The following is a 22992-nucleotide window of genomic DNA, read 5'->3' as shown; positions in this document are numbered from 1 at the left end:
TAAAAAGGGACATAAACTGGGTATCAGTTTTATGCTAATACATATAACTTGATTTATAGGGTAGCCTATCTCGTTACTCAATGAACAGATAAGTCCGGTTATAACCCTAAGAATTGAAGAATGGTGGCGGGAAAACGTTCAAATTGGCAAAAACTATGATCACCATCAGCTTCAATTGTTAGCCTACAGTGTGCATATTTTAATGCTGCTTGACGATAATCAAGTACCTCATCGCCTTGTTGCAATAATACCCATAACTGTTGAGGGGCACTAATATTGATCACTTCAAGGGCTTTTAACTCATCAATGTGTTGTGATGACAACACATACTTTTCACCACTGTACGGATTTTGTTGTGGTCCCAAGTAATTCGCAAGTAATTGATAAGGTTTAACTGCAGGATTCACCAATACCGCTGGTAACTGATAACGTTCACTGAGCCAGGTGCTTAAATACCCCCCTAACGAGCTACCAACAACACCGATAGTATAGTGGTCATTATATTGCTCAACCAATTGGGCTAAATATTGGCTTGCTTGCGCTGGATAGCTCGGTAATTGAGGAGCAACAAGCTTGATATCAGGTCGATGTTCACGACAATAAGCCATCATTTGCTGCGCTTTCAGTGATGATGGCGAACTATTGAAACCGTGTAAATAAATTAATAACGGTGGCATTAGTAACCTTCAGCATCAAGTTTTGGTTTAAATTGATCGCCATCAACACGATGCACACTGGTTATAATTCGACCATCATGGGTAAGTTCTAAATAACGCCAACCTGGATTATTATCATCTAAAGCAAAGTCATCAGAATCAGGCATAAATTGAATACAGGTTGATGGTGTCGCCAGCACACGCACACCATGGTAGATCCGATCTAGATTTTGATGAATATGACCACATAGCACAGCTTTAACTTGTGGGTACTTATCGATCACATTCCATAATTGATGATTATTATGAAGTTGATGCTGATCTAACCACGCACTCCCCGCTTCTAGCGGATGATGATGCAATAAAATTAATGCATAACGATCAGGATACCTTGCTAAAGCAGTCTCTAATAGTGCTAACTGGGCAGCACTGACTTCACCATGTGGTACTCCTTGGACTTGGCTGTCCAGTAAAATCATTTGCCAATGTTCACCTACTAATACCTGCTGGTGTGGCTTAATTTGCTCACTCGGTAAAATAGATTGCATGGTTGGCTGAAAATCATGATTACCAGGTAACCAAAAACACGGTTGTGACCAGCGTGAGATACCATCAGCAAAACGCTGATAAGAATAAGGGGTATGATCTTGAGATATATCACCGGTAGCGACAATAGCATCAAAATGACGCGCAGCAGTGTCTACCCCATTAAGCACGGCATGAAAACTATCTTTGGTTGCCACACCAAGCAAAGAGCCGGAACCATTGGCAAACAAGTGAGTGTCGGTGATCTGCAAAAGAACCACACTATCGGGGTTACTCTGTGGCAGCGAATAGGTTTGCAAAACGTCAAAAACCTTGTCTATTCTGAGCAATTAAGTTCAATTAACAAACGGATTGTTTACTAAGCCCATGGCGTAAACAATGCTTCAACCAGTCACCTAAGAAAAGGTTGACTTGATGTTTCTCATTTTTTTGATGCATACGCAAGTTAGGATAATCATATATTGGCTTGAGACGTGAAATCTGCTGTGCAGCACACACTTCTGCAACCTTAGCATCATGATATAACCGTACCGTTAATAATGGCGCTAAATAGTCAACGACCTTATCTATATCAACCAAACCTAATGTTACCACCGTGGTATAACGGGTTGATTCAATAATGGTTAACTGGTATGCATCATCACATACTAGATATACCTGCGTATCTCCAACCTCATCACTGCGAGGCAATAACGGTAGGAGTTTAGCATAATTAGTTTCATACAAGCGCATTAGGCTTGTCAAATCAACAGTATACCTTTTATTCAAATCATTCCCCTAAGATTATACAATAATTTATTTTATGGCTGTTGCAAACATTGATAATGTAACTGCAACCATTGTAATGCGATGATTGTGGCTGCATTTTCAATTTTACCAGATTCTAGCCATTGGTAAGCCTGATTTCGTGAAACAACATGAACACGAATATCCTCAGACTCACTGGCAACGCCATGGATTCCTTGCGCTAAACGACTATCAACTTCACTAACAAAAATATCAAGCACCTCAGAACAACCACCAGAACTGGATAAATAACGAGATATCTTTTGGGTTTTTCCTAATACTAACCCTGATTCTTCTGTCGCCTCTCGACGCACCACTTGTTCAGGTGACTCATCATCATGATCGAGCATACCGGCGATAATTTCTAACTGCCACGGCTGACAATCCGCAGCCATTGCACCAACTCGAAACTGTTCAATTAATACTACTTGATCACGTTTTGAATCATAAGGTAACACAGCTGCCGCATGACCGCGTTCAAACAATTCACGTTCAAACTCACCACTCCAACCACCCGCAAAAAGCTTATGTCGTAAACGGTATTTTACCATTTTAAAAAAACCGTCATACACTGTTTGAGTTGATAACACTTCAATATCTTGACGATTAAATTGTGGTTCTAAAGATGAACACACTACTGCTTTCTTCATATGCTAGTTCCTTTTTAACGTAATATTGCTCTTAAAAATTAATCCATTTCAATCGAGATAGCCTTAAAATCACGTTATAATCTTTAAATTTATACTAACAGTGTAATATTCCACTTTTCGTGTTTAAACAATCAAATATCATGTATCTTTTTGACACGCTGTTTATTAAATCGATTACAATGAGCTTATAGTTGAATGTTAAAATATAATCATTAAGTAAAACTACGTAATGATCAGTTTCAAGCAAGCCTGCTTTAGGTAAAATAGCGCTTGTACTCTATATTCATTCCCATTTTTTGTCAGCAAGACCAGGAAAGGCATCCATGAAAAAATTGCTTCCAATCATTATCAGCCTTGCAATTGGCTCTATCAGTCAATCAGCATCGGCTGACGATCTCGCTCAGATTTATCAGCAAGCCAAGCAAAATGATCCAACACTTCTAAAAGCCGCGGCTGATAAAGATGCAGCTTTTGAAGCAATCAACTCTTCACGTAGTACCCTTTTGCCACAAATTAATCTTTCTGCTGGCTATAACACTTACTACCTTGATTCAAAAGCAGCTAAAGACAATGGGTTTAGCGGTGGCGTGACATTAAGCCAATCATTATACAACCGTGCTAGTTGGGTTGGTCTTGATATCTCAGAAAAACAAGCTCGTCAAAGTGATGCTGCGTATGCCGTCGCGCAACAAGGTCTAATTCTACGTGTTTCATCAGCGTATTTTAATGTGCTAAAAGCCAAAGATGACTTAAAGTTTGGTGAAGCAGAAAAAGCAGCCGTTGGTCGCCAATTAGAGCAAATGAAACAGCGCTTTCAAGTTGGCCTATCAGCAATTACTGATGTATACGATGCTCAAGCACAATACGATACCGTGCTTGCATCTATCATTGTAAAGAAAAACACCCTTGCTAATAGCTATGAAGAATTACGTGAAATTACAGGTCATGCATATTCATCACTCGACCCGTTAAATACCGCCAGCTTCTCGGCAAGTAAACCACAACAAGTAGCTGATAACCTGGTTAAAGATGCTGAAACTGAAAACCTAACTTTATTAGCATCACGTATTGGTCAAGACATTGCGCGTGATAACATTTCACTGGCAGACTCAGGTCATCTACCAACGCTATCGTTTGAGTCAGGCTATCAATATGATGATACTAGCGCAAACCCTCAAGCAAGACCTGATCAAGGTAATCTAACTGCTGGTATTAAACTTAATTTACCAGTTTACAGCGGTGGTAATACGTCTTCACAAGTAAAACAAGCCCAATATAAATATGTATCGGCAAGTGAAGATCTAGAAGCTCAGTACCGCACAGTAGTTAAAGATGTACGTAACTACTACAACAACATTAATGCCACGATTGGTTCGATTAATGCTTATAAGCAATCAGTCGTTTCAGCAAAATCTGCATTAGAAGCTACCGAAGCTGGTTTTGATGTTGGTACCCGTACTATTGTTGACGTCCTAGATTCAACCCGTAGCCTATATTCAGCTAACAGCGAATTGGCTAATGCGCGTTATGACTATATTCTAGCGCGCCTACAGTTGAAACAAGCTGTCGGTACTCTAAGTGAACAAGATCTATTAGATATTAATGCTGGCTTAATTCAAACTAAGTAAGTCAAATTATATCGATATAAAAAAAGCGCCTTTCGGCGCTTTTTTATTGCAACTAATCCTGAGATTAACCACGTCCACCACGAATAGCTTCAATAATTTTCGAAGTTGAACACCCATCTTCAAAATTAAGCACCAACACTTGACCACCCGCAGCAATTACCTCTTTGCCACCCGCAATTTGTTCAGGGGTGTAATCACCACCTTTCACCAAAATGCTCGGTAATACTTCGCTAATCAATCGTTGCGGTGTTTCTTCGGTAAACGGAACCACCCAATCGACAGCACCTAAACCTGCTAAGACTGCCATACGACGATCTTCTGGATTAACAGGTCGACCAGGGCCTTTTAAACCTTTTACTGAATCATCCGAGTTAACCGCAACGATAAGTCGATCACCCAATTTCGCCGCTTGCGTTAAATAAGCAACATGCCCAGCATGAAGAATATCAAAACAACCATTGGTCATAACGACAGTTTCTCCTCGTGCACGTGCGGCTTTTACAGCCTCAACCAGCATAGATTCAGAGATCACTCCAAAGCCACTATCCTGACTACCGTGAATCGCTTCGGTCAACTCAATGGTTGATAACGTTGAGGTACCAAGTTTCGCCACCACTACGCCCGCTGCCGCATTCGCTAACTTACAAGAATCAGACAACGATTTACCTGCTGATAATGATGCAGCCAATACAGAAATAACCGTATCACCAGCACCCGTTACGTCATAAACTTCTTGCGCCAACGTTGGCATATGCAGCGGTTCACAGCCTTTTTCAAGCAGGGTCATACCATGTTCGGAACGCGTCACTAACAACGCATCAAAGTCATATTGCTCAATAAGCGCCATGCCTTTTTCAACCAACTCTTGTTCTGAGTTTACACAACCAACAACGGCTTTAAATTCAGATAAATTTGGTGTCAGCAAGGTTGCACCACGATAACGTTCAAAATCAGTGCCTTTAGGATCAATCAAAACCGGTAAGTTAGCAGCACGAGCCAATTGAATCATCGACTGTACATGCTCCAACGCACCTTTGGCATAATCTGATAAGATCACAGCTTTAGCATTAGCCAACGCAGGCTGCATACGTTCAAGTATTAATGCCGGCTCGACATTTTGAAAGCCTTCTTCAAAATCTAATCGAATCAACTGCTGACCACGGCTCATTACCCGTAGTTTAGTGATCGTTGGGTACTCAGCCAGTGCAACAAAATCACTACTCACATTCAGTGACGATAGTTTTTCAGTTAACGCTCGTGCTGACTCATCGACTCCAGTTAAGCCGATCAATTTAGCATGGCCACCTAACGCTGCAATATTCATTGCTACGTTCGCAGCACCGCCCGGGCGCTCTTCAATCTGATCAACCTTAACCACAGGCACTGGCGCTTCTGGTGAAATTCGCTCAGTCGGTCCAGTCCAGTAGCGATCTAACATTACATCGCCAACAATCAATACCTCTGCGTGGTTGTAATCAGGCAGCGTCAGTTTCATTTCTTTCTCCGAGAATATGGCAACCTTTAAATACTAACATAAACTAAAATCAAGAGGCATCACGATAGTCACTAAACCGTATGTGACGCGAGCCATTGCTGCCACACTTGCGCCACAGTATGGCGTTCATCAACAAATTGCTGTTGTTCAACATAAGCCGGTAATCCCAATAAGCTCAACCGATGAATAGCATTACGCATATCACAATAGGCTTGTTGTAATTGTTCTGCTGTAATGCTGTCAATAATGCCGTTAGCAGCCAGTGATTCAAAGATTCGAATGTTATCAGACCAACGTGTTAAAGCGGGTTGCTGATGGGCATAAGCTAACACTAAATATTGCGCTAAAAACTCAATATCCGTAATTCCACCTTGATCTTGTTTTAGTCCAAACATCCCCACTTTTTTCTTACCTAAATGGGCACGCATTTTATCGCGCATGGTAACGACATCATGTGCGAGTTGCGCCTGATCTCGCTCAACAGTTAATACGTATTGGCGAACCTCGCTAAAGGCCGCTTGTAACTGCGCATCTCCATACACCATTCGCGCACGGACTAAGGCTTGATGTTCCCACGTCCATGCTTGCTGTTGTTGATATTCACCAAAAGCACTGACTGTTGTGACTAACAATCCTGATGCACCTGATGGCCGTAATCGCATATCGACATCATATAAGACTCCAGATGCGGTACGGGTTGAAAACAGATGAATGATTCGCTGCGCTAAACGTAAATAAAACTGTCGTCCATCGATTTCTTTATTACCGATGGTATAAACATTATCAGGACAATCATGGACAAACACTAAATCAAGATCAGAGCCATAACCCAATTCCCAACCGCCTACTTTGCCGTAACCAATCACAGCGAAACCTTTACTTTCTCGCTCAAGTAAATGACTTGGCTCACCGTATTTAGCAGCTATTTGTAGCCATGCCTGATTGACAACCGCTGCAATAATCGCTTCAGCAAGATAAGTTAAGTGATCACTTACTTTCATCAGCGGCAGTACACCTGCAATATCAGCGGCTGCTATACGTAATAATTGAGTCTGTTTAAACTGCCGAATAGCTTCCATCTGTTGCTCCATATCCTCTTCAGGAATACGAGCAAGATATTCACGTAATTCATCTTGATAACTGGTGAGTTCTGTCGGTTGATACAAGTGCTGAGGATCCAGCAGTTCATCTAATAATAATGGATATAACGCTAATTGATCGGCCACCATTGGGCTCGCGGCACATAACCGAATCAGTTGCTTAAGTGCGACAGGATGTTCAGTTAATAACTCCAGATAGGTGGTACGAGTAGCAATACGAATAATCAATTTAGTCAATCGCGGCAGTAGCTGAACTGCATCTTGACGCAATACTACTTGCGCTAAAATTTCAGGCATTAAAGTCGCTAACGCTTCACGCCCGCGGGGACCTAAAGTGCGTTTAAACAGCTCATGCTTAAAAGACACTAAATTTTGCGCTTGCTGCTGTTGTTCTGGGGCTTCAATTTCTGCCAAAATACTTAATAACACATCTTCATTGGTCACCATTGCCCACATTTCATGATACTGGGTCGCAACTTCTTGCTGACTATCTTGATCATCATGACCAATAATATCGTCAAAAATAGCGTGAATAGCGGTCATATGCTGCGTTGTGATGGCCATTAATGACGCCCAATCAGGTTGTGCCATTGCACATGCTAATCGTGCTTGATCGAGCGGCTTATCTGGCAACGTTTGAGTCTGCTTATCATCAATAGCTTGTAGTAGATTTTCTAACCGCCGTAAATGGCAATAGCCACTGGTTAACGCGTCAACATCAGCATCAGGTAACAACGCCAAGGCTTTAATTGCTGCTAACGTCGGTAATAATCCTCGACCACGCAGACTTGGCTCTCGCCCGCCTCGAATCAATTGGAAAGACTGGGCAATAAATTCTACTTCTCGAATACCACCAGCGCCCAATTTAATATTATTGGTCAGCCCACGTCGGCGCACTTCACTGCCAATCATCGCTTTCATACGCCGCAACGACTGAATAGCACTAAAATCAATATAACGTCGAAACACAAATGGACGTAACATTTGGCGCAAGCCTTGATATTGGCTAAAACTTTCTTTGCCCATCACCCGTGCTTTGATCATCGCATAGCGTTCCCAATCACGGCCTTGTTCTTGGTAATAATCTTCTAATGCCGCATAGCTCATCACTAATGGACCGCTATCGCCAAAAGGACGCAAGCGCATATCAACTCGATAACAAAAACCATCATAAGTGATTTGATCAAGCGCTTTGATCAACCGCTGCCCTAGACGTGTAAAAAACTGGGCATTAGCCAGACTACGGCGACCACCTACCGTTTCACCATTTTCTGGATAAGTAAAAATAAGATCAATATCTGATGAGAAGTTAAGCTCACCACCACCTAATTTACCCATACCTAAAATTAACATTGGTTGGGGCTCAGCTTGATCATTAACTGGCGTCCCCCACTCAGTGCAACACTGCTGATAGAGCCAATGATAAGCTTCCATTATTAATGCTTCTGCCAATAACGATAAGCTGGCTAAACTCTGTTCTAGAGCCACTCGATGGCTAAAATCTTGCCACGCAATCAAGGTCATATAACGGCGTCTGAAATGCCGTAAACTACGCATCAAACTGGCTTCATCAGTAACTTGAGCAAGTTGCAGGGCTAATAACTCACGGTAATCAATCGCTTCACAACTCTGATAATGCTCAAGCAGCCACTCAAGTAATTGAGGATCTTGTTGTAAAGAAGCACTAATAAAATCACTCAAACCCAACATAGCGTATAACTCGTTTTTGGCTTCATCTTGCCATAACGCCAGTTGTTGTGGCTGTTGCTGAGTGAGTTTCTCCCACGCTAAATCTGCTGCGGCGACTAAATCGCTACACTGATGAATAGTTGGATATGATTTTTCGATCGCCATGTGCTGTCCTTGAACAAGTAACTCGATAAAGAGTTCTAATTTAGCATACAAAAACGCCCATCAACTGACGGGCGCTATAAATTTATTGTTGCGAACTAAACGTGGGTTATTTATACCTTAAAAGTAGCTATTTTATTTTTTAGATCATTAGCTTGTTGATGCATATCAACAGCGGTAAAGGCAAGATCTGTCACCACTCCCACCGAGCCATTAGCGAGCTCTCTCACATTAGTTAAATTGATATTCATCTCATCAGTGACGGTACTTTGCTGTTCTGCAGCCGCAGCAATCTGAAAATTCATATCGTTAATTTGTTGGATTTGCTCAACGATTTTATTCAACTCGCCACCAGCATTGGTAACCAGTTCGACCCCTTCAGCAGCTTCAACAACACTACGCTCCATTAAAGCTACTGCCTGCTGAGCACTTTGTTGTAATTGGGCGATCATATCTTGAATTTCAACGGTTGCAGTCTGGGTTCGTTGGGCTAAATTGCGCACCTCATCAGCAACAACCGCAAATCCACGCCCAGCATCTCCAGCTCGAGCCGCTTCAATAGCTGCATTAAGTGCTAATAAATTAGTTTGTTCAGAAATACTTTGAATGGTCACAATCACAGAGCTTATTTTATCGACGCGAGTTTCAACTTGATTTACCGCCGCTGCCGATTGGGTAATATCATTTGATAATTGATTAATGGTTACCATGGTTCGACCAACAAATTGCTGCCCTGTTGCCGCTTGCTCTGAAGTATCAAGCGTCGCATTAGATGCATCACGAGCATGACCTGCTACCGTTTGTACTGTTGATGTCATTTCTGCCATTGCAGATGCTAATTGATCAATTTCAGCAAACTCTTCTTGCGCAGATTCTTTGGTTTGCTCCATGGTTAGCGACATCATCTCTGCCGCTTGTGACAGCGAAGTTGCAGCATGGTGCTGAGCAACAAATGCCGTCGTTAACTGACAACGAGTTTGCTCTAATTCACGGCTTAGTTCACCAAACTCATCTCGACACGCCATCTGTAGCGATTGTGATAAATCATTGTGAGCTAATGCTTGAATACTTTGTTTTAAACAACCAATCTGACGTAACATAACACGTGAGGCTAGCAATAAAACCACAATAAAAATCAATATCATCAATCCCGTTTGCCATACAATTTGCACAAGATATTGTTGATAATAATGTAACGCTACTGCGTTTGATTGATAGCTGATCACGGCTAAATTGACACTCGCTAATTTGACAATATAACCATAGCCTTGGTTATCTGGTAGCGAAAAGGCCTGCTGACTAGAGTGGCTGGTAAGAAGGCTAATCAATGTTTGACCATTTGATAATGGTTGACTTAGATTAACCTCCTGACTTAATTTAGATTTATCAAGGTTATTATTTTTATAATCAATAATATACAGATTTTCACTTGCCACTGAAGCAGTTAAAAGCTGCTCAAGTGATGTTGAATCTAGCGGCTGGTTGTCTATCAATGCCGTTAACGTTTGTGCATTAGACTGCGCTAATTGCTGGACTTTAGCTTGTTGGTTAACGATAACAGATTGATAAAATAACTCGGCATCCCACAATTGCTTGCCGATTAACAGTAATGTACTAAATACCATTAACATGATCAGTTTGGAGGTTAATTTAAGATTTGTTAGCCATTTTTCCCATGGTTTAAACATTAGCGTTGCCATTTGTTATCTCCCTATTGCAAACGTTTAAACCCCTCACGCTGATAGTGATAGTGTTATTTGCAAGCCAGTAATATCATCACCAGATCATGATGGTCTAAATACCTTATCGACATCAACGAGTAAATATTTAACACTGAGCACAATCGAGCTATCAAAACATGATCTGCACCACATATGGTTGTTGTTATGATGAAATTATTGTAACGCTAGAAACAACAACGCCCCGCATTAAGCGAGGCGTTATTATTATAAGAGACTGGATTATCGAGATTACGTTATGGCCAATACGGCGTTAACTCAATGCTGATCTGACGGGTCTGACTCATTGCATGCAGCAGTGATTCTTCTTGGCGTTGTAGCCATTTTTCAACTTGGGCTAAATCATCACCTTCAAATAACGGCAATAACTGTCGAATTGGCTCTAACTCGCGTAAATCTTCTAAGCCTTGTAATAAGTCTAACCATGGCATTCTAAAAGAGGCTCGACGTTCTTCATCATACAACCCCGCAAAAGCAATACCACTCATCAAATTACGCACTAAACGTGGTTTTTGATCAAGGTAATCAATACGACTCAGTTGACGCTCTGCAGGAAAAACATCAAGTAACTCAGACCATGAGCGGGTTAGCATATTATCCGCAAATGCTTTTACAGGCGCTGCTAATTTAGTGCGGGATTTGTCATCAAGAAAAGGTTGCCAACCTCGACTTAAAATCCAACGACTTAAATCAAGTAATAAACCACAATAGCGCGCTGAACGCATCAACTGGATCATCATTTCGCTATCAGGCAATTGAACGTAGCGAAGCTCTAATTGTTGTTGCAGCTCTTTACGTACATTTAGTTTACGTAGTACATAGGCTTTATCATCAACTAGCTCTTGAATACTATTGGCTTCTTCTAACCAATCAAGTTCACCTTCTAGCCATTGCAGTTCTTGGCGTAACAAGGCACTAGCACGACGAGGAATAATGCCGCCAAAAGTGGCAAAAGTTTGTCGTAATAAACTTAATGCTTGTGAAATTTGAACTAATGCCTGTGGATCTTGGCGTTCCACATAAATTTGTTCATGATATAGCCAATGTTCAAGTGCATGCTCAAGGATATGAATAAATGTGTCTTCAACGGAATCTTGCGGCGTTGTCTCAACAAAGACTAATGGCTTAATAGGATCACCTTGATAACCAGCAGCAAGTCGGTAGCCACGAGCAGCCTTACTAAGATTACCTAGCCGCATTCCACCATCAGCACATAATTCTCGTGCTAACGTAAATAATGCATCTGTTTGACCCGATTTAAGCTCTAATTCAACTTCACAAATAGGTGCGCGCTTATCATCAACACTCACTTCACCATGATCAAAGGCTAATTCAATTTGACTACCATCAGCCATAGCAACCAACCATTGCTGACGAGTAAAATCGGTACTAAATAATGGCTTAATGTTTTGTTGTACTACAGCAACATCAAAACCATGGGGCCAAGCATCCATTGGGTGGAGTGCTAAACTTGGTTCAGTGCTGTTTACTTCAACATTGTATTCTGGACGTTGATGTAATCCAGCCACAACTCGACCTGCCGTTTTCAATGTTTGAACAAACACATCATCAAAACGACGAATGCGCAAACCAATATCATATTGGCGCAATAATTGGTCGGGAGTGTCAAAGTAAACATTACCTAACTCACGATGGCTCTGTTGCAGAATTTTAGCTGCGGAAATTTTATCCAACAGCTGGGTCGAAAATTCTGGTAAGACAAAAAACTTCAGTTCTATCTCGGTTTCCATAGTTATACCTATAAACGGTGGCAAACCAAGGATATTTGCTTCTTCACCGAAGGGCAAGTGAGAAATATCAATAAAACCTTGATCAAAACTGGTTCCACTATACTCTTTAATACGTTAACATGCGCGATTCAATGACCATCGCTCAAGATTTAGCCTTATTCGGGCGCTCTTTAGGTTGATCGGCTATGCCAGTAAATACAATTATGGGGCTCTTTGCAAAATCCCCAATCAAACCATTACAACGTCATGTTATTCGCGTAACTGAATGTTGTGACCTGCTTATCCCGTTCTTTGAGGCATGTAATGCTGGAGACTGGGAAAAGGCGGCTATTTTACGCGAACAAATCTCGCAACTTGAAAAAGATGCGGATGTGCTTAAGCGTGAGATCCGTCTGAAGCTTCCTCGTGGTCTTTTCATGCCAGTAGATCGTACTGATATGTTAGGACTGTTAACCCAGCAGGACAAACTCGCTAACCTCTCCAAAGATATCGCTGGTCGAGTCTTAGGACGTAAGCTACAAGTTCCTGCTATCATGTACCCAGACTTTGTAGCGTACATTCAACGTTGTTTAGACGCAGCTGATCAAGCTCGCCGTGTAATCAATGAACTGGATGAATTGCTCGAAACTGGTTTCAAAGGCAGAGAAGTGACACTTGTTGCTGAAATGATTAATCAGCTAGATGTTATCGAAGATGATACCGATGCTATGCAGGTTGTCTTACGTCAACAATTAATGTCCATCGAAGACCAACACAGCCCGGTGGATGTCATGTTCCTGTACAAAATTCTCGAGTGGGTAGGCGCAATTGCTGATCAAGCACAGCGTGTCGGCTCACGTTTAGAAATTATGCTTTCGCGTTCTTAATAACGAGAATTAAACAAAACAAGGTTTTACAATGGAAATCCTGGCTAACTACGGCACTCTATTAATCGGAGTGGCAGCTTTTTTTGGTCTTTTGATGGCGATTGGTATTGGTGCAAATGATGTTGCTAATGCCATGGGTACTTCAGTTGGTTCAAAAGCACTTACAGTAAAACAAGCAATCATCATTGCGATGATTTTTGAATTCGCAGGTGCTTATCTTGCAGGTGGTGAAGTTACCGATACTATCCGACAGGGTGTTATCGAAACTTCTCTATATGCAAGCCACCCTGAAACTCTCGTTTTTGGCATGATGTCAGCGCTACTTGCTGCTGGTACATGGCTACTTGTCGCTTCTTTTATGGGCTGGCCCGTTTCAACTACACACTCTATTATCGGTGCTATCATCGGTTTTGCCTGTGTGTCAGTTGGCACCAATGCAGTGGATTGGCATTCAATTCAAGGCATTGTGGGTAGCTGGTTAATTACACCGCTTATTGCTGGTATATTTGCGTATCTGATTTTCATCAGTGCTCAAAGATTAATCTTTGATACTGATAACCCAATGAAAAATGCAAAACGTTTCGTTCCTGTCTACATGTTTATCACAGCGATGGTCATTGCATTGGTAACAATTAAGAAAGGCCTGAAACACATTGGTTTGCATTTATCTACCGGTGAAGCTTGGATCGTATCTATTGGTGTCTCTTTGATTATCATGGTTGTAGGTTACTTCTACATTCAGCGTAAATATGCTGATGATGATCTTGTTGATAGCAATGGTTATGCCGGAGTAGAAAGTGTATTTAGCGTATTGATGGTTGTTACAGCGTGTGCGATGGCATTTGCCCATGGTTCAAACGACGTAGCAAATGCGATTGGTCCACTATCAGCGGTTGTTTCAACCATTGAAAGCTCTGGCCAAATTGCAGCGCAAAGCCAAATCGCATGGTGGATCCTTCCATTAGGTGGTGTTGGTATCGTCATCGGTCTAGCTACTCTTGGTCATAAAGTAATGGCTACCGTAGGTACAGGCATCACAGAGTTAACACCGAGCCGTGGTTTTGCTGCTCAGTTAGCAACAGCATCGACTGTTGTACTAGCATCAGGCACAGGTTTACCTATCTCAACTACACAAACACTTGTTGGTGCGGTATTGGGTGTAGGTTTCGCTCGCGGTATTGCTGCTCTTAACCTTGGTGTTGTTCGCAACATCGTTGCATCATGGATTGTGACTTTACCAGCAGGTGCATTGCTTGCTGTCATTTTCTTCTACATTATGCAAGCATTATTTAGTTAAATAGTGGCAGAGTTCAAAGAGAGAGGTCTCCCCCTCTCTCTTTTCTTGCCCCCTTCCTATAAAGCTCTTACTATCCTCGAACTCTAACTATTTCAGGTTCATCAAGGATTCAATAGTGAAGCACCTCATAAGTTTTTTTTGTTCTGTTTTACGCTGATTAGCCCGATCGCTAATGCTGAACAAGCTCAGTATATTTCTGATAATTTATTTACTTACCTATTAAAAGGTCCTGGTAGCCAATACCGTATTGTCGGTAGTGTTAACGCAGGCTCTCCCGTAACAGTGCTTGAAACCAATAAAAACTACAGTCGCATTACTGATGATCGTGGTCGTAGCGGTTGGGTTGAATCTAAGTTTATTTCTACTGATGTAGCGCTTAAAGAACGTTTACCCGCTTTAGAAACTGAACTCGCAACAATAAAAGCGCAGCTAGCTGAAGCACTTACTAGCAATAACGCCCAAAATAGCGAACTCAATAAAACTTTAGTTCAGCGTACCAACCAAATTAGCCAATTTGAAACCCGTAATCACCAACTACAAAATGAGCTCACCACCGCTCAAGATGAAGTTCGCACGCTGCGCGCACAAATTGACACTCAAAAAGATGATCTGTTAATGAAATGGTTTACTTATGGTGGTGTCGTTGCTGGAGCTGGATTATTATTAGGATTGATATTACCGCATATCACACCACGTCGTCGTAAACGCACCAATGGTTGGGCATAATCCTCGATATTGATACTCCAGTGCTGTTATCAATCATTGTATAAAAAAGGCAGCTAATCATTAGCTGCCTTTTGTGATGGTATTAATCCATTACCATTCTTACCATTCAGATAACGCTGGCATGCTAAATTGGTAACCATCAAATGCCAAAATCACATCCCTTGATTCAATTTTTACTAACTTAACCCCTTTTGCAACCATGTCACCTTGATGACGTTCATGGCCATTGACTTTTACCCATCGTTTAGCAGGAGTAGAAGAATAAATATGCTGATTAAAATTCATTTTAGGTAACTGCCGTTGTACTGCTGCGGGTAACAATCCAATTGGCATTACTTGGTTGTTGGCGGCAACAGCTGACGTTACTGATGCCGCCTTCTCTTCGGTAGCATTGCGTTCAGCTGTACTCCGATCAACATCACTATCTTGGTAGTCTTCACCATCGGTAGCCACTATCGCTGATTTAAGCTTGGCTGCTAAATCTGGGGATAAATCAGATAAATCGAGATTATCAAGCTTATAAGGGTCATGCGACGCTGGTAATGCTTTAACAGCGCGTTTAACTGGTTTAGTGACGACATCATCATAAGTTGGACCTAGGTCGCCGTATTGGCTGTCGCTATCATGTAACGACGGGTTAGCATCAGTATGCGATACATAAGCTGGTGCAGCCGAATACAGGCTATCATTGATAGGTAAAGGCTCGGTAACCATCTCTGGGTACGGCATAAAAATCACATCACCCGCTGATGTCGTCGGTGCGGTTTGTGGTTTTTGTGGTGGCTGTAATACTGTATTAGTCGACGCTGATGGCGTTTTATCTACTACCACTGGCTGAGTATTTAACGCAACCAAGGTCGTGACTGAAGATTGTTGATACAGCTTATAAGCCACAATTGACGCTGCGGGCAATAATGCAATCAAGATTGGTACTATCCATTTAGAACGCGACTGTTGGGCTTTCACTGCTCGCATTGGGTGCACGATTTTCATAGTCTCAGCATCATTGTTTTTGCTATTTGATTGCTGACTATTATTGGTATCAGATTGCTTTAATGCCGTTAATAACTGAGACATTATGCTTGCTCCGGTTGTAACGTAGGACCTGGAAGATTAAGGGCAGAATCAAGGATCATCAGCGTCACTGGCCCAGCAATACCATCAGCGGCAATATCTTGTGCGCGCTGAAAACGACGTAATTTATCTAATACGGTTTGATCAAAATAACTCACTTTAGGCCCGCTTTCACCTAAGAAACTATTCAGCTGCTGGTTTAACCATGCTACTCGTGGACCGCTCTGACCAAAACGGATCGTGGTTTTATCTCCTAGCGGTGGTCGCCATAGCAAACTAAATTGGCCACTCCAGCGTGCTTCAAACCACGCTGGTGTCACTGCAATACGTTGATGATCCAATAGTAATTCAATCCGCTCGTGAGTAATGGCATATACCACCGTATAAAATGGCTGTTGCTGCCCATCTTTTAAGGTCACGATCACCGGCCGATTAATCAAGCCTAACCGCGCTAAAGTTGTAGTACCAGAAAAACACGTTAATGCGATACGAGAGCTGGTTGCACATGTTGCTTGATTTAACGCGGTATCAAAACCCCATAACTGATACAAACTCTGCATCGCATTACGTTGCTGACGGCTGTCTTTAATCATTGCAATTAAACGTGATTCCGCACTTACAGTGGCAGGCATTGCAACCGATGCCGGCGTGGTTGCTAAAGTAGAAACTGGCGTAACTGTGGTGGCGACGCTGGGCTCTGGCACTAAATTATGTTGAGGCCAGTAATACCATACTGCCGCAACCATAACGCCACATAATGTCGCAGCAACAGTCCAAGGTAGCCATGCTGACGTCGTTTTCGCTGTGGCTATTGACGGTACTTGCCAACTAAAAATATCTTCACAAGCCTGAGTCGCCATCGCTTTAGTAACGCTATGTACACCGCTCTGACACGCAAGCTGCATTGATTTATCACATACCAAGTTGATTAACCTTGGTACACCTTGCGTTTGCTTAGCAATATAGCTAATCACATTGGCATCAAACACAGGATAGAGACAATCAACTGCACTTAGGCGGTAATGGATATACTCACTGACTTCCGTTTCAGTCAATGGTAATAAGTGATAGCGAGACGTAATACGTTGGGCTAATTGGCGTAAACGCTCTTGCTGTAATAATTGCTGTAATTCTGGTTGGCCAATTAAAACCACTTTTAATAACTTGCGGCTATCAGTTTCTAAATTGGTCAATAAACGTAGTTGCTCTAACACATCCGGCATTAAATGCTGCGCTTCATCGACTAACAATAGTGTTTGCTTACCTGCCGCATGATTAGCAATAAGATGCTGATAAATAACATCAGTTAGCTTCTTAAAACTCGCATCGTCACCATAATTTAAACCTAATTCATCACAAATAGTCGCTAACAAATCATGCGATGACAGCGCTGGATTTAAAATAACAGCCACTTGTGCTTGTTGAGGTAATCGCGAAATCATAGCCCGCAATACAGTAGTTTTTCCGGTACCAACTTCACCGGTTAATAGCCCAAAGCCACCACCATCAGTGAGCCCAGATAACATATGGGTCAGGGCCTCTCGATGACGCTCACTGAGATAGAGAAAACGGGCACTTGGCACAATTGAAAACGGGGCTTCAGTTATGCCAAAAAAATCTTGGTACATATATATACTCTGATACTTACGTTATTTATGAATACATTGTCAGCACTATTAATAACTACGCTAACAACATCAGCAGTCATATCGGCTGCATAATAGCGACCCACTCTCATTACGGATCAATCTTTGCTATCATGATGCTAAATAAATCAGTGTATCTTGGTTAACAAAATAATACCGATTAACATTGTCATGATGTGATAATGATGATTTTTATTGTGATCTACAACTATTAACCTCTGCGTGGTATTAAGGAGTCTTCATTGCAAACTTATCTTGTCGGTGGTGCTGTGCGCGACACCTTATTGGGTTTACCCATAACAGATCAAGACTGGGTCGTTGTTGGTACAACCCCTACTGCCATGCTTGATTTAGGTTATGAACAAATCGGCACTGACTTTCCAGTATTTCTCCACCCTCAAACCAAGCAAGAATATGCCCTCGCACGTACTGAACGAAAATCAGGTCATGGTTATACTGGCTTTACTTGCTATGCTGCTGCCGATGTTACCCTTGAACAAGATCTATTACGACGTGATTTAACCATCAATGCCATAGCTCAAGATCAACATGGGCAACTGGTTGATCCTTACCATGGTAAGCATGATTTAGAGCACAAGATCTTACGCCATGTCTCACCGGCATTTAGTGAAGATCCATTACGGGTGTTACGCGTAGCCCGCTTTGCAGCACGTTTTGCTCACCTTGGCTTTACTATTGCTGCAGAAACCATGGCATTAATGCAAGAAATCGTCATCAGTGGTGAGTTGGCAAACCTAACACCTGAGCGAGTATGGAAAGAATGGCAAAAGTCACTCTCAAGTGATGATCCACACATCTTTTTAACCGTATTACGCCAATGTGGTGCATTAGCGGTGATCATGCCTGAAATCGATGCTTTATTTGGCGTACCACAGCCGCCTAAATGGCATCCAGAAATTGATTGTGGCATCCATACATTGCTGGTTGCTAAACAAGCGGCGCTATTGAGTGACAGCACCACCATTCGTTTCGCAGCCCAAGTACACGATCTTGGAAAAGCATTATCACCTAAAGATGACTTACCTCATCATAAAACCCATTGTCGTGATGGCATTAAACCGATTAAAAAGCTTTGCCAACGTATAAAAGTACCCAATGAATACCGAGATCTGGCACTACTTGTATGCGCACAACACACCAAAATACATCATGCACAAGAAATGCGAGCCAACACTTTTATCACTATTTTTGATCAGATAGATGGCTGGCGAAAACCAGAACGTATTGCACAACTAGCTACCTGTTGCCGAGCTGATGCTCGAGGCCGTCAAGGTCTAGAAGATACGCTCTACCCACAAGCAGACATTCTTATTGCGGTGTTTGATATTGCTCAAGCGGTCTCCGTCAAACCGATCATTGCAGCGGGGTTTACTGGGGCTGATATTAAGCATCAATTAGCCCAATCACGCATTGCAGCCGTTGATGACTATTTGAAACAACATCGAACCTCTGCTTAAGCCACAAAAAAGCCGACATAATGTCGGCTTTTTATAAAACACAAGTTGGTTATTACTTGGCCAATAGGAACAGGAATAAACCCACACCTAAAATTAAGCGGTAAATAACAAACGGTGTCATTCCTAAACGGGTTACAAGCTTTAAGAACACATGAATACAAGCATACGCACTGATAAATGATACCGCGATGCCAATACTAAGGTTACTGATATCAATCGGCTCGGTACCTGTTACTAATTTAAGACCTAGATAACCACCAGCAAGCAGAATAATTGGAATCGACATCAAGAATGAAAATCGTGCTGCCGCTTCACGAGTGAAGCCTAAGTACAATGCAGCGGTCATGGTCGCACCTGAGCGCGATGTACCAGGAATAATGGCTGCAGCTTGCGCCAAACCAATCAATACCGCACTTTTCCATGTGGTTTGATATTCATTATCTGTTTGCTTGGCATGTTTATCTACCCACCATAACAGCAAGCCAAAAATGATTGTCGTACAAGCAATTACCCATGCTGAACGTAAATACATTTCAATGAAATCTTTCATCAACAAACCAAATACACAGGCTGGAATCGTTGCAATAACAATCATCCATGCCAATTTTGATTCAGCATTATGCTGACGTTTAAAAATTGAAGCTAGCCACGCGCCCAGTAATGTAACGACTTCTTTACGGAAATAAATCATTACCGCTAATAACGTACCTACGTGAACCGCAACATCAAATGCAAGTCCCTGATCTGGCCACCCCAGTATTTCTGACGGTAGAATCAGGTGGGCTGAACTTGATACAGGTAAAAACTCTGTTAATCCCTGTAGCAGGGCAAGCATTATCGCTTCAAAGTGACTCATTCATTATCCTTAATTGATATTTTAACATCTTAGGCAAGTAATCATTTACTCAGTATTATTCAACAGGCCATAATGACTGTTGAGGTGAAAATTGTTGCCATAATTGTGCAATTGTTTGTTGTTGCCCTGGAATAACTAACTCAGGGCACAGCTCACTCATTGGCCATAGTACAAATGCAAATTTATACAGATCAGAACGCGGTAACGTCGGTGACGCTTCATTGATCACATCACCATAAAGTAAAATATCAAGATCGATAGTACGACTTTGATTTTTTGCTGCGTTATCTGGTCGCCCAAGCTGACGTTCAATCTCTTTGAGTGACTGCTGCAGAGTAACCAGTGACAATGATGTTTTTATTTCAATGACACTATTAAAAAAATTATCACCCTCAAAACCCACAGGTTCTGCTTCAAAAACACGTGACATTCGCCATGCCGTTGCCAATTTCGCAACAGCAGCAACTCCAGCAGGTAAATAATGTTCACGCTCAACATTGCTACCAATGCTGATATAAGCGGTGATCACTACTTCATACCCCGCTCAATTTGAACTCCAACCCCACGCGCATTAGCAATAGCACCAGGTTTAGTCACTCTCACTTTAATCCAAGCCACTGCAAACTGAGTCATAATTAAATTAGCAATATCTTCAGCAACTCGCTCTACCAATAAGAAACGTCCCTGAGTGATATACTCAGTCACAGCAGAACTTACTGTTGAATAATCTAAGGCTAAATTGACGTCGTCATTGACTGCTGCCGGACGATTATCGTGAGCCATCTCCAAATCCAGCACCAATTTTTGCTTAATTTGTTGTTCCCAGTCATACACTCCAATAGTGGCGATAACTTCAAGTTGTTCTATAAATACCGTGTCCATATTTAATCGCTAATTTTGTTAGAGGTCGGATACCTAATACATACAAAAACGCGTATTATCAGGCAATATTGTTAGCTTTTAATAAATACTAACAGGTCAACAATACAGTTAATATTGACCATAACAGCGACTATATCACAGCCATAAACACCCTGATATTTATCAGCACCAATATTGATAAATATAAGATCTAACTAACATTTAACGTCTGCACCTAGCACAATTTAACGTTTACAGAATCAGGATATTGCATGACACCATTAGCGTTACTGATGATCATTGCTGCCTATTTATTAGGATCAATTTCCAGTGCAGTGTTAATTTCAAAACTGTACCACTTCCCTGATCCTCGAACTCATGGCTCACATAACCCAGGAGCAACCAATGTCCTTCGCCTTGGTGGAAAAGTTGCAGCAACGTTAGTTCTTGTTGCTGATATTCTTAAAGGCATGATTCCAGTATGGTTAAGCTACTTTTTTGGCTTAAACCCTTTTCTACTCGGCATTATTGGTATTGCTGCTTGCCTAGGTCATATCTATCCAATTTTCTTTCATTTTCAAGGTGGTAAAGGCGTTGCAACAGCACTTGGAGCCCTTGCACCTATCGGCTGGGATCTTAGCGGCAGTTTAATAACTATCTGGGTATTAGCGTTAACACTCACAGGTTACTCATCACTAGCATCGCTGATCACCGCCTTAGCCGCGCCACTGATGACATGGATGGTTAAACCTGAATACACCATGCCAGTAGCAATGCTATCGTGCTTAATTATCTTTCGACACCAAGACAATATTCGGCGTTTACTTGATGGCGACGAAACCAAGATATGGCAGAAATTTGCCCGAAAAAGTAACGAAAAGCAATAAAAATGCATAAAAAAAGCGAGAGTATTCACTCTCGCTTTTTATTTAACCCGACATATAATTGCTATTATGAGATAGGTTTCAACTGATCAATGGGCCAACGCGGATAAACCTTAACCCCAAGATCCATTAATTCATTATTTTTCAAACGCTGCATACCTGCATAAGCAATCATCGCGCCATTATCGGTACAAAACTCAGTACGTGGATAAAACACTTCGCCACGCATGCCTTTCATCAAGGTTTCAAGTTGCTGACGTAACGATTTATTGGCACTTACGCCACCGGCAATCACCAAGCGCTTATAGCCTGTTTGCTTCAATGCGCGCTTACATTTAATCGCTAATGTATCCACCACTGCATCTTGGAATGCGTAAGCAATATCTGCACGCGTTTGTGGATCATCATCATTGCCACGAATTGTATTCGCCGCAAAGGTTTTTAAACCTGAAAAACTAAAATCAAGCCCTGGACGGTCCGTCATTGGACGTGGGAACTTAAATCTCCCCGGAGTACCTTGTTCAGCCATTTTGGACAATAACGGGCCTCCTGGATAGTCTAAACCCATCATCTTAGCTGTCTTATCAAACGCTTCACCTGCTGCATCATCAACAGATTCACCAAGGATCTGATAATCACCAATACCACGAACATCCACCATCATGGTGTGTCCACCAGAAACAAGTAGCGCCACAAATGGAAACTCAGGGGCGTTATCTTCCAACATTGGAGCCAATAAGTGACCCTCCATGTGGTGGACTGCCACAGCCGGTAAATCCCATGCGTATGCAAGACTACGACCAATGGTCGCACCAACCAATAGTGCACCAACCAGACCAGGACCTGCCGTGTAAGCAACACCATCAAGATCGTCTGGGGTTAAGCCGGCAGCTGCAAGTGTCGCCGTAATCAATGGAATGGTTTTTTTAACATGATCACGTGATGCTAACTCTGGCACCACACCGCCATAATCAGCATGTAACTTTACTTGACTGTAAAGTTCATGTGCCAATAAGCCTTTTTCATCATCAAAAATTGCGATACCTGTTTCATCACAGGAGGTCTCAATGCCCAATATACGCATAACAGCCTCTATACTATT

Annotated in this window: 20 protein-coding genes; 6 read left to right on the top strand and 14 right to left on the bottom strand. The window is 42.0% G+C overall.

What is annotated here, in order from left to right; translation table 11 throughout:
• Positions 1–98 precede the first annotated feature (98 nt).
• From yqiA to nudF, 4 genes are read right to left on the bottom strand one after another with little or no spacing between them, the layout of a single operon-like run.
• Complete coding sequence (gene yqiA / locus BTN98_RS00355; RefSeq protein WP_060998542.1) at positions 99–677, bottom strand: esterase YqiA; 579 nt, start codon at positions 675–677, stop codon at positions 99–101.
• Positions 677–1501, bottom strand: coding sequence for a 3',5'-cyclic-AMP phosphodiesterase (gene cpdA, locus BTN98_RS00350; RefSeq protein WP_060998541.1), 825 nt, complete (start codon positions 1499–1501; stop codon positions 677–679). Before cpdA ends, yqiA begins: the two co-directional genes overlap by 1 nt.
• A gap of 40 nt (positions 1502–1541) precedes the next feature.
• Positions 1542–1970, bottom strand: a complete 429-nt coding sequence (locus BTN98_RS00345) for a DUF1249 family protein (protein WP_082732167.1) — start codon at positions 1968–1970, stop codon at positions 1542–1544.
• A gap of 32 nt (positions 1971–2002) precedes the next feature.
• On the bottom strand, positions 2003–2638 hold the full coding sequence (nudF, locus tag BTN98_RS00340) for an ADP-ribose diphosphatase (protein WP_060998539.1): 636 nt from the start codon (positions 2636–2638) through the stop codon (positions 2003–2005).
• Positions 2639–2961: 323 nt separating this feature from the next.
• Between nudF and tolC the strand changes: the two genes are divergently transcribed.
• A complete protein-coding gene (gene tolC, locus BTN98_RS00335) occupies positions 2962–4266 on the top strand; it encodes an outer membrane channel protein TolC (RefSeq protein ID WP_060998538.1) in 1305 nt (434 codons plus the stop codon).
• 64 nt (positions 4267–4330) lie between these two features.
• Here the strand turns inward: tolC and hldE are convergent, their stop codons facing one another.
• The 4 genes from hldE to BTN98_RS00315 all read right to left on the bottom strand — a co-directional run bounded on the left by hldE (position 4331) and on the right by BTN98_RS00315 (position 12202).
• The gene (gene hldE, locus BTN98_RS00330; RefSeq protein WP_060998537.1) at positions 4331–5761 is read right to left on the bottom strand and encodes a bifunctional D-glycero-beta-D-manno-heptose-7-phosphate kinase/D-glycero-beta-D-manno-heptose 1-phosphate adenylyltransferase HldE; all 1431 of its coding nucleotides are present in this window, start codon (positions 5759–5761) and stop codon (positions 4331–4333) included.
• Positions 5762–5832: 71 nt separating this feature from the next.
• Complete coding sequence (gene glnE / locus BTN98_RS00325) at positions 5833–8715, bottom strand: bifunctional [glutamate--ammonia ligase]-adenylyl-L-tyrosine phosphorylase/[glutamate--ammonia-ligase] adenylyltransferase (RefSeq protein WP_060998536.1); 2883 nt, start codon at positions 8713–8715, stop codon at positions 5833–5835.
• A gap of 110 nt (positions 8716–8825) precedes the next feature.
• On the bottom strand, positions 8826–10412 hold the full coding sequence (locus BTN98_RS00320) for a methyl-accepting chemotaxis protein (RefSeq protein ID WP_060998535.1): 1587 nt from the start codon (positions 10410–10412) through the stop codon (positions 8826–8828).
• 275 nt (positions 10413–10687) lie between these two features.
• Positions 10688–12202, bottom strand: a complete 1515-nt coding sequence (locus BTN98_RS00315; RefSeq protein WP_060998534.1) for a CYTH and CHAD domain-containing protein — start codon at positions 12200–12202, stop codon at positions 10688–10690.
• 185 nt (positions 12203–12387) lie between these two features.
• Here BTN98_RS00315 and BTN98_RS00310 point away from each other — a divergent pair, with 185 nt between their 5' ends.
• The 3 genes from BTN98_RS00310 to BTN98_RS00300 all read left to right on the top strand — a co-directional run bounded on the left by BTN98_RS00310 (position 12388) and on the right by BTN98_RS00300 (position 15091).
• Positions 12388–13068 carry a TIGR00153 family protein gene (locus BTN98_RS00310; RefSeq protein ID WP_060998533.1) on the top strand — a complete coding sequence of 227 codons (681 nt, stop codon included), beginning with the start codon at positions 12388–12390 and terminating at the stop codon, positions 13066–13068.
• 31 nt (positions 13069–13099) lie between these two features.
• Entirely contained in the window at positions 13100–14365 is a 1266-nt protein-coding gene (locus tag BTN98_RS00305; protein ID WP_060998532.1) for an inorganic phosphate transporter, read from the top strand.
• A gap of 138 nt (positions 14366–14503) precedes the next feature.
• Positions 14504–15091, top strand: coding sequence for a TIGR04211 family SH3 domain-containing protein (locus tag BTN98_RS00300; RefSeq protein ID WP_105029936.1), 588 nt, complete (start codon positions 14504–14506; stop codon positions 15089–15091).
• A gap of 99 nt (positions 15092–15190) precedes the next feature.
• Here BTN98_RS00300 and BTN98_RS00295 read toward each other — a convergent pair whose 3' ends face one another.
• Together BTN98_RS00295 and BTN98_RS00290 are read right to left on the bottom strand one after the other, a co-directional pair.
• Positions 15191–16168, bottom strand: coding sequence for a general secretion pathway protein GspB (locus tag BTN98_RS00295; RefSeq protein WP_060998530.1), 978 nt, complete (start codon positions 16166–16168; stop codon positions 15191–15193).
• Complete coding sequence (locus BTN98_RS00290; protein ID WP_162840641.1) at positions 16168–17793, bottom strand: AAA family ATPase; 1626 nt, start codon at positions 17791–17793, stop codon at positions 16168–16170. The genes BTN98_RS00295 and BTN98_RS00290 overlap by 1 nt, the downstream gene beginning before the upstream one ends.
• A gap of 260 nt (positions 17794–18053) precedes the next feature.
• Between BTN98_RS00290 and BTN98_RS00285 the strand changes: the two genes are divergently transcribed.
• Positions 18054–19289, top strand: a complete 1236-nt coding sequence (locus BTN98_RS00285) for a multifunctional CCA addition/repair protein (RefSeq protein WP_060998529.1) — start codon at positions 18054–18056, stop codon at positions 19287–19289.
• A gap of 52 nt (positions 19290–19341) precedes the next feature.
• Here BTN98_RS00285 and BTN98_RS00280 read toward each other — a convergent pair whose 3' ends face one another.
• From BTN98_RS00280 to folB, 3 genes are read right to left on the bottom strand one after another with little or no spacing between them, the layout of a single operon-like run.
• On the bottom strand, positions 19342–20145 hold the full coding sequence (locus tag BTN98_RS00280; protein WP_060998528.1) for an undecaprenyl-diphosphate phosphatase: 804 nt from the start codon (positions 20143–20145) through the stop codon (positions 19342–19344).
• Positions 20146–20200: 55 nt separating this feature from the next.
• On the bottom strand, positions 20201–20674 hold the full coding sequence (folK, locus tag BTN98_RS00275) for a 2-amino-4-hydroxy-6-hydroxymethyldihydropteridine diphosphokinase (RefSeq protein ID WP_060998527.1): 474 nt from the start codon (positions 20672–20674) through the stop codon (positions 20201–20203).
• The gene (gene folB, locus BTN98_RS00270; protein ID WP_060998526.1) at positions 20674–21027 is read right to left on the bottom strand and encodes a dihydroneopterin aldolase; all 354 of its coding nucleotides are present in this window, start codon (positions 21025–21027) and stop codon (positions 20674–20676) included. The genes folK and folB overlap by 1 nt, the downstream gene beginning before the upstream one ends.
• Positions 21028–21278: 251 nt before the next feature.
• Here folB and plsY point away from each other — a divergent pair, with 251 nt between their 5' ends.
• Positions 21279–21893, top strand: coding sequence for a glycerol-3-phosphate 1-O-acyltransferase PlsY (plsY, locus tag BTN98_RS00265; RefSeq protein ID WP_060998525.1), 615 nt, complete (start codon positions 21279–21281; stop codon positions 21891–21893).
• Between the two features lie 64 nt (positions 21894–21957).
• On the opposite strand, the gene tsaD is transcribed toward plsY, so the two are convergent.
• Positions 21958–22974, bottom strand: a complete 1017-nt coding sequence (tsaD, locus tag BTN98_RS00260) for a tRNA (adenosine(37)-N6)-threonylcarbamoyltransferase complex transferase subunit TsaD (protein WP_060998524.1) — start codon at positions 22972–22974, stop codon at positions 21958–21960.
• Between the last annotated feature and the right edge of the window lie 18 nt (positions 22975–22992).

Origin of the sequence: Photobacterium aquimaris, assembly GCF_002954455.1 — a bacterium.
GTDB classification, from domain to species: domain Bacteria; phylum Pseudomonadota; class Gammaproteobacteria; order Enterobacterales; family Vibrionaceae; genus Photobacterium; species Photobacterium aquimaris.
The sequence above is the reverse complement of the archived record's forward strand: the minus strand, read 5'-3'. Positions and strand labels throughout refer to the sequence as shown.

Coding starts and splice junctions, on each gene's coding strand:
- yqiA (WP_060998542.1), bottom strand. CDS start 677: ATGCCACCGTTATTAATTTATTTACACGGTTTCAATAGTTCGCCATCA.
- nudF (WP_060998539.1), bottom strand. CDS start 2,638: ATGAAGAAAGCAGTAGTGTGTTCATCTTTAGAACCACAATTTAATCGT.
- tolC (WP_060998538.1), top strand. CDS start 2,962: ATGAAAAAATTGCTTCCAATCATTATCAGCCTTGCAATTGGCTCTATC.
- hldE (WP_060998537.1), bottom strand. CDS start 5,761: ATGAAACTGACGCTGCCTGATTACAACCACGCAGAGGTATTGATTGTT.
- glnE (WP_060998536.1), bottom strand. CDS start 8,715: ATGGCGATCGAAAAATCATATCCAACTATTCATCAGTGTAGCGATTTA.
- BTN98_RS00320 (WP_060998535.1), bottom strand. CDS start 10,412: ATGGCAACGCTAATGTTTAAACCATGGGAAAAATGGCTAACAAATCTT.
- BTN98_RS00315 (WP_060998534.1), bottom strand. CDS start 12,202: ATGGAAACCGAGATAGAACTGAAGTTTTTTGTCTTACCAGAATTTTCG.
- BTN98_RS00310 (WP_060998533.1), top strand. CDS start 12,388: ATGCCAGTAAATACAATTATGGGGCTCTTTGCAAAATCCCCAATCAAA.
- BTN98_RS00305 (WP_060998532.1), top strand. CDS start 13,100: ATGGAAATCCTGGCTAACTACGGCACTCTATTAATCGGAGTGGCAGCT.
- BTN98_RS00295 (WP_060998530.1), bottom strand. CDS start 16,168: ATGTCTCAGTTATTAACGGCATTAAAGCAATCTGATACCAATAATAGT.
- BTN98_RS00290 (WP_162840641.1), bottom strand. CDS start 17,793: ATGTACCAAGATTTTTTTGGCATAACTGAAGCCCCGTTTTCAATTGTG.
- BTN98_RS00280 (WP_060998528.1), bottom strand. CDS start 20,145: ATGAGTCACTTTGAAGCGATAATGCTTGCCCTGCTACAGGGATTAACA.
- folB (WP_060998526.1), bottom strand. CDS start 21,027: ATGGACACGGTATTTATAGAACAACTTGAAGTTATCGCCACTATTGGA.
- plsY (WP_060998525.1), top strand. CDS start 21,279: ATGACACCATTAGCGTTACTGATGATCATTGCTGCCTATTTATTAGGA.
- tsaD (WP_060998524.1), bottom strand. CDS start 22,974: ATGCGTATATTGGGCATTGAGACCTCCTGTGATGAAACAGGTATCGCA.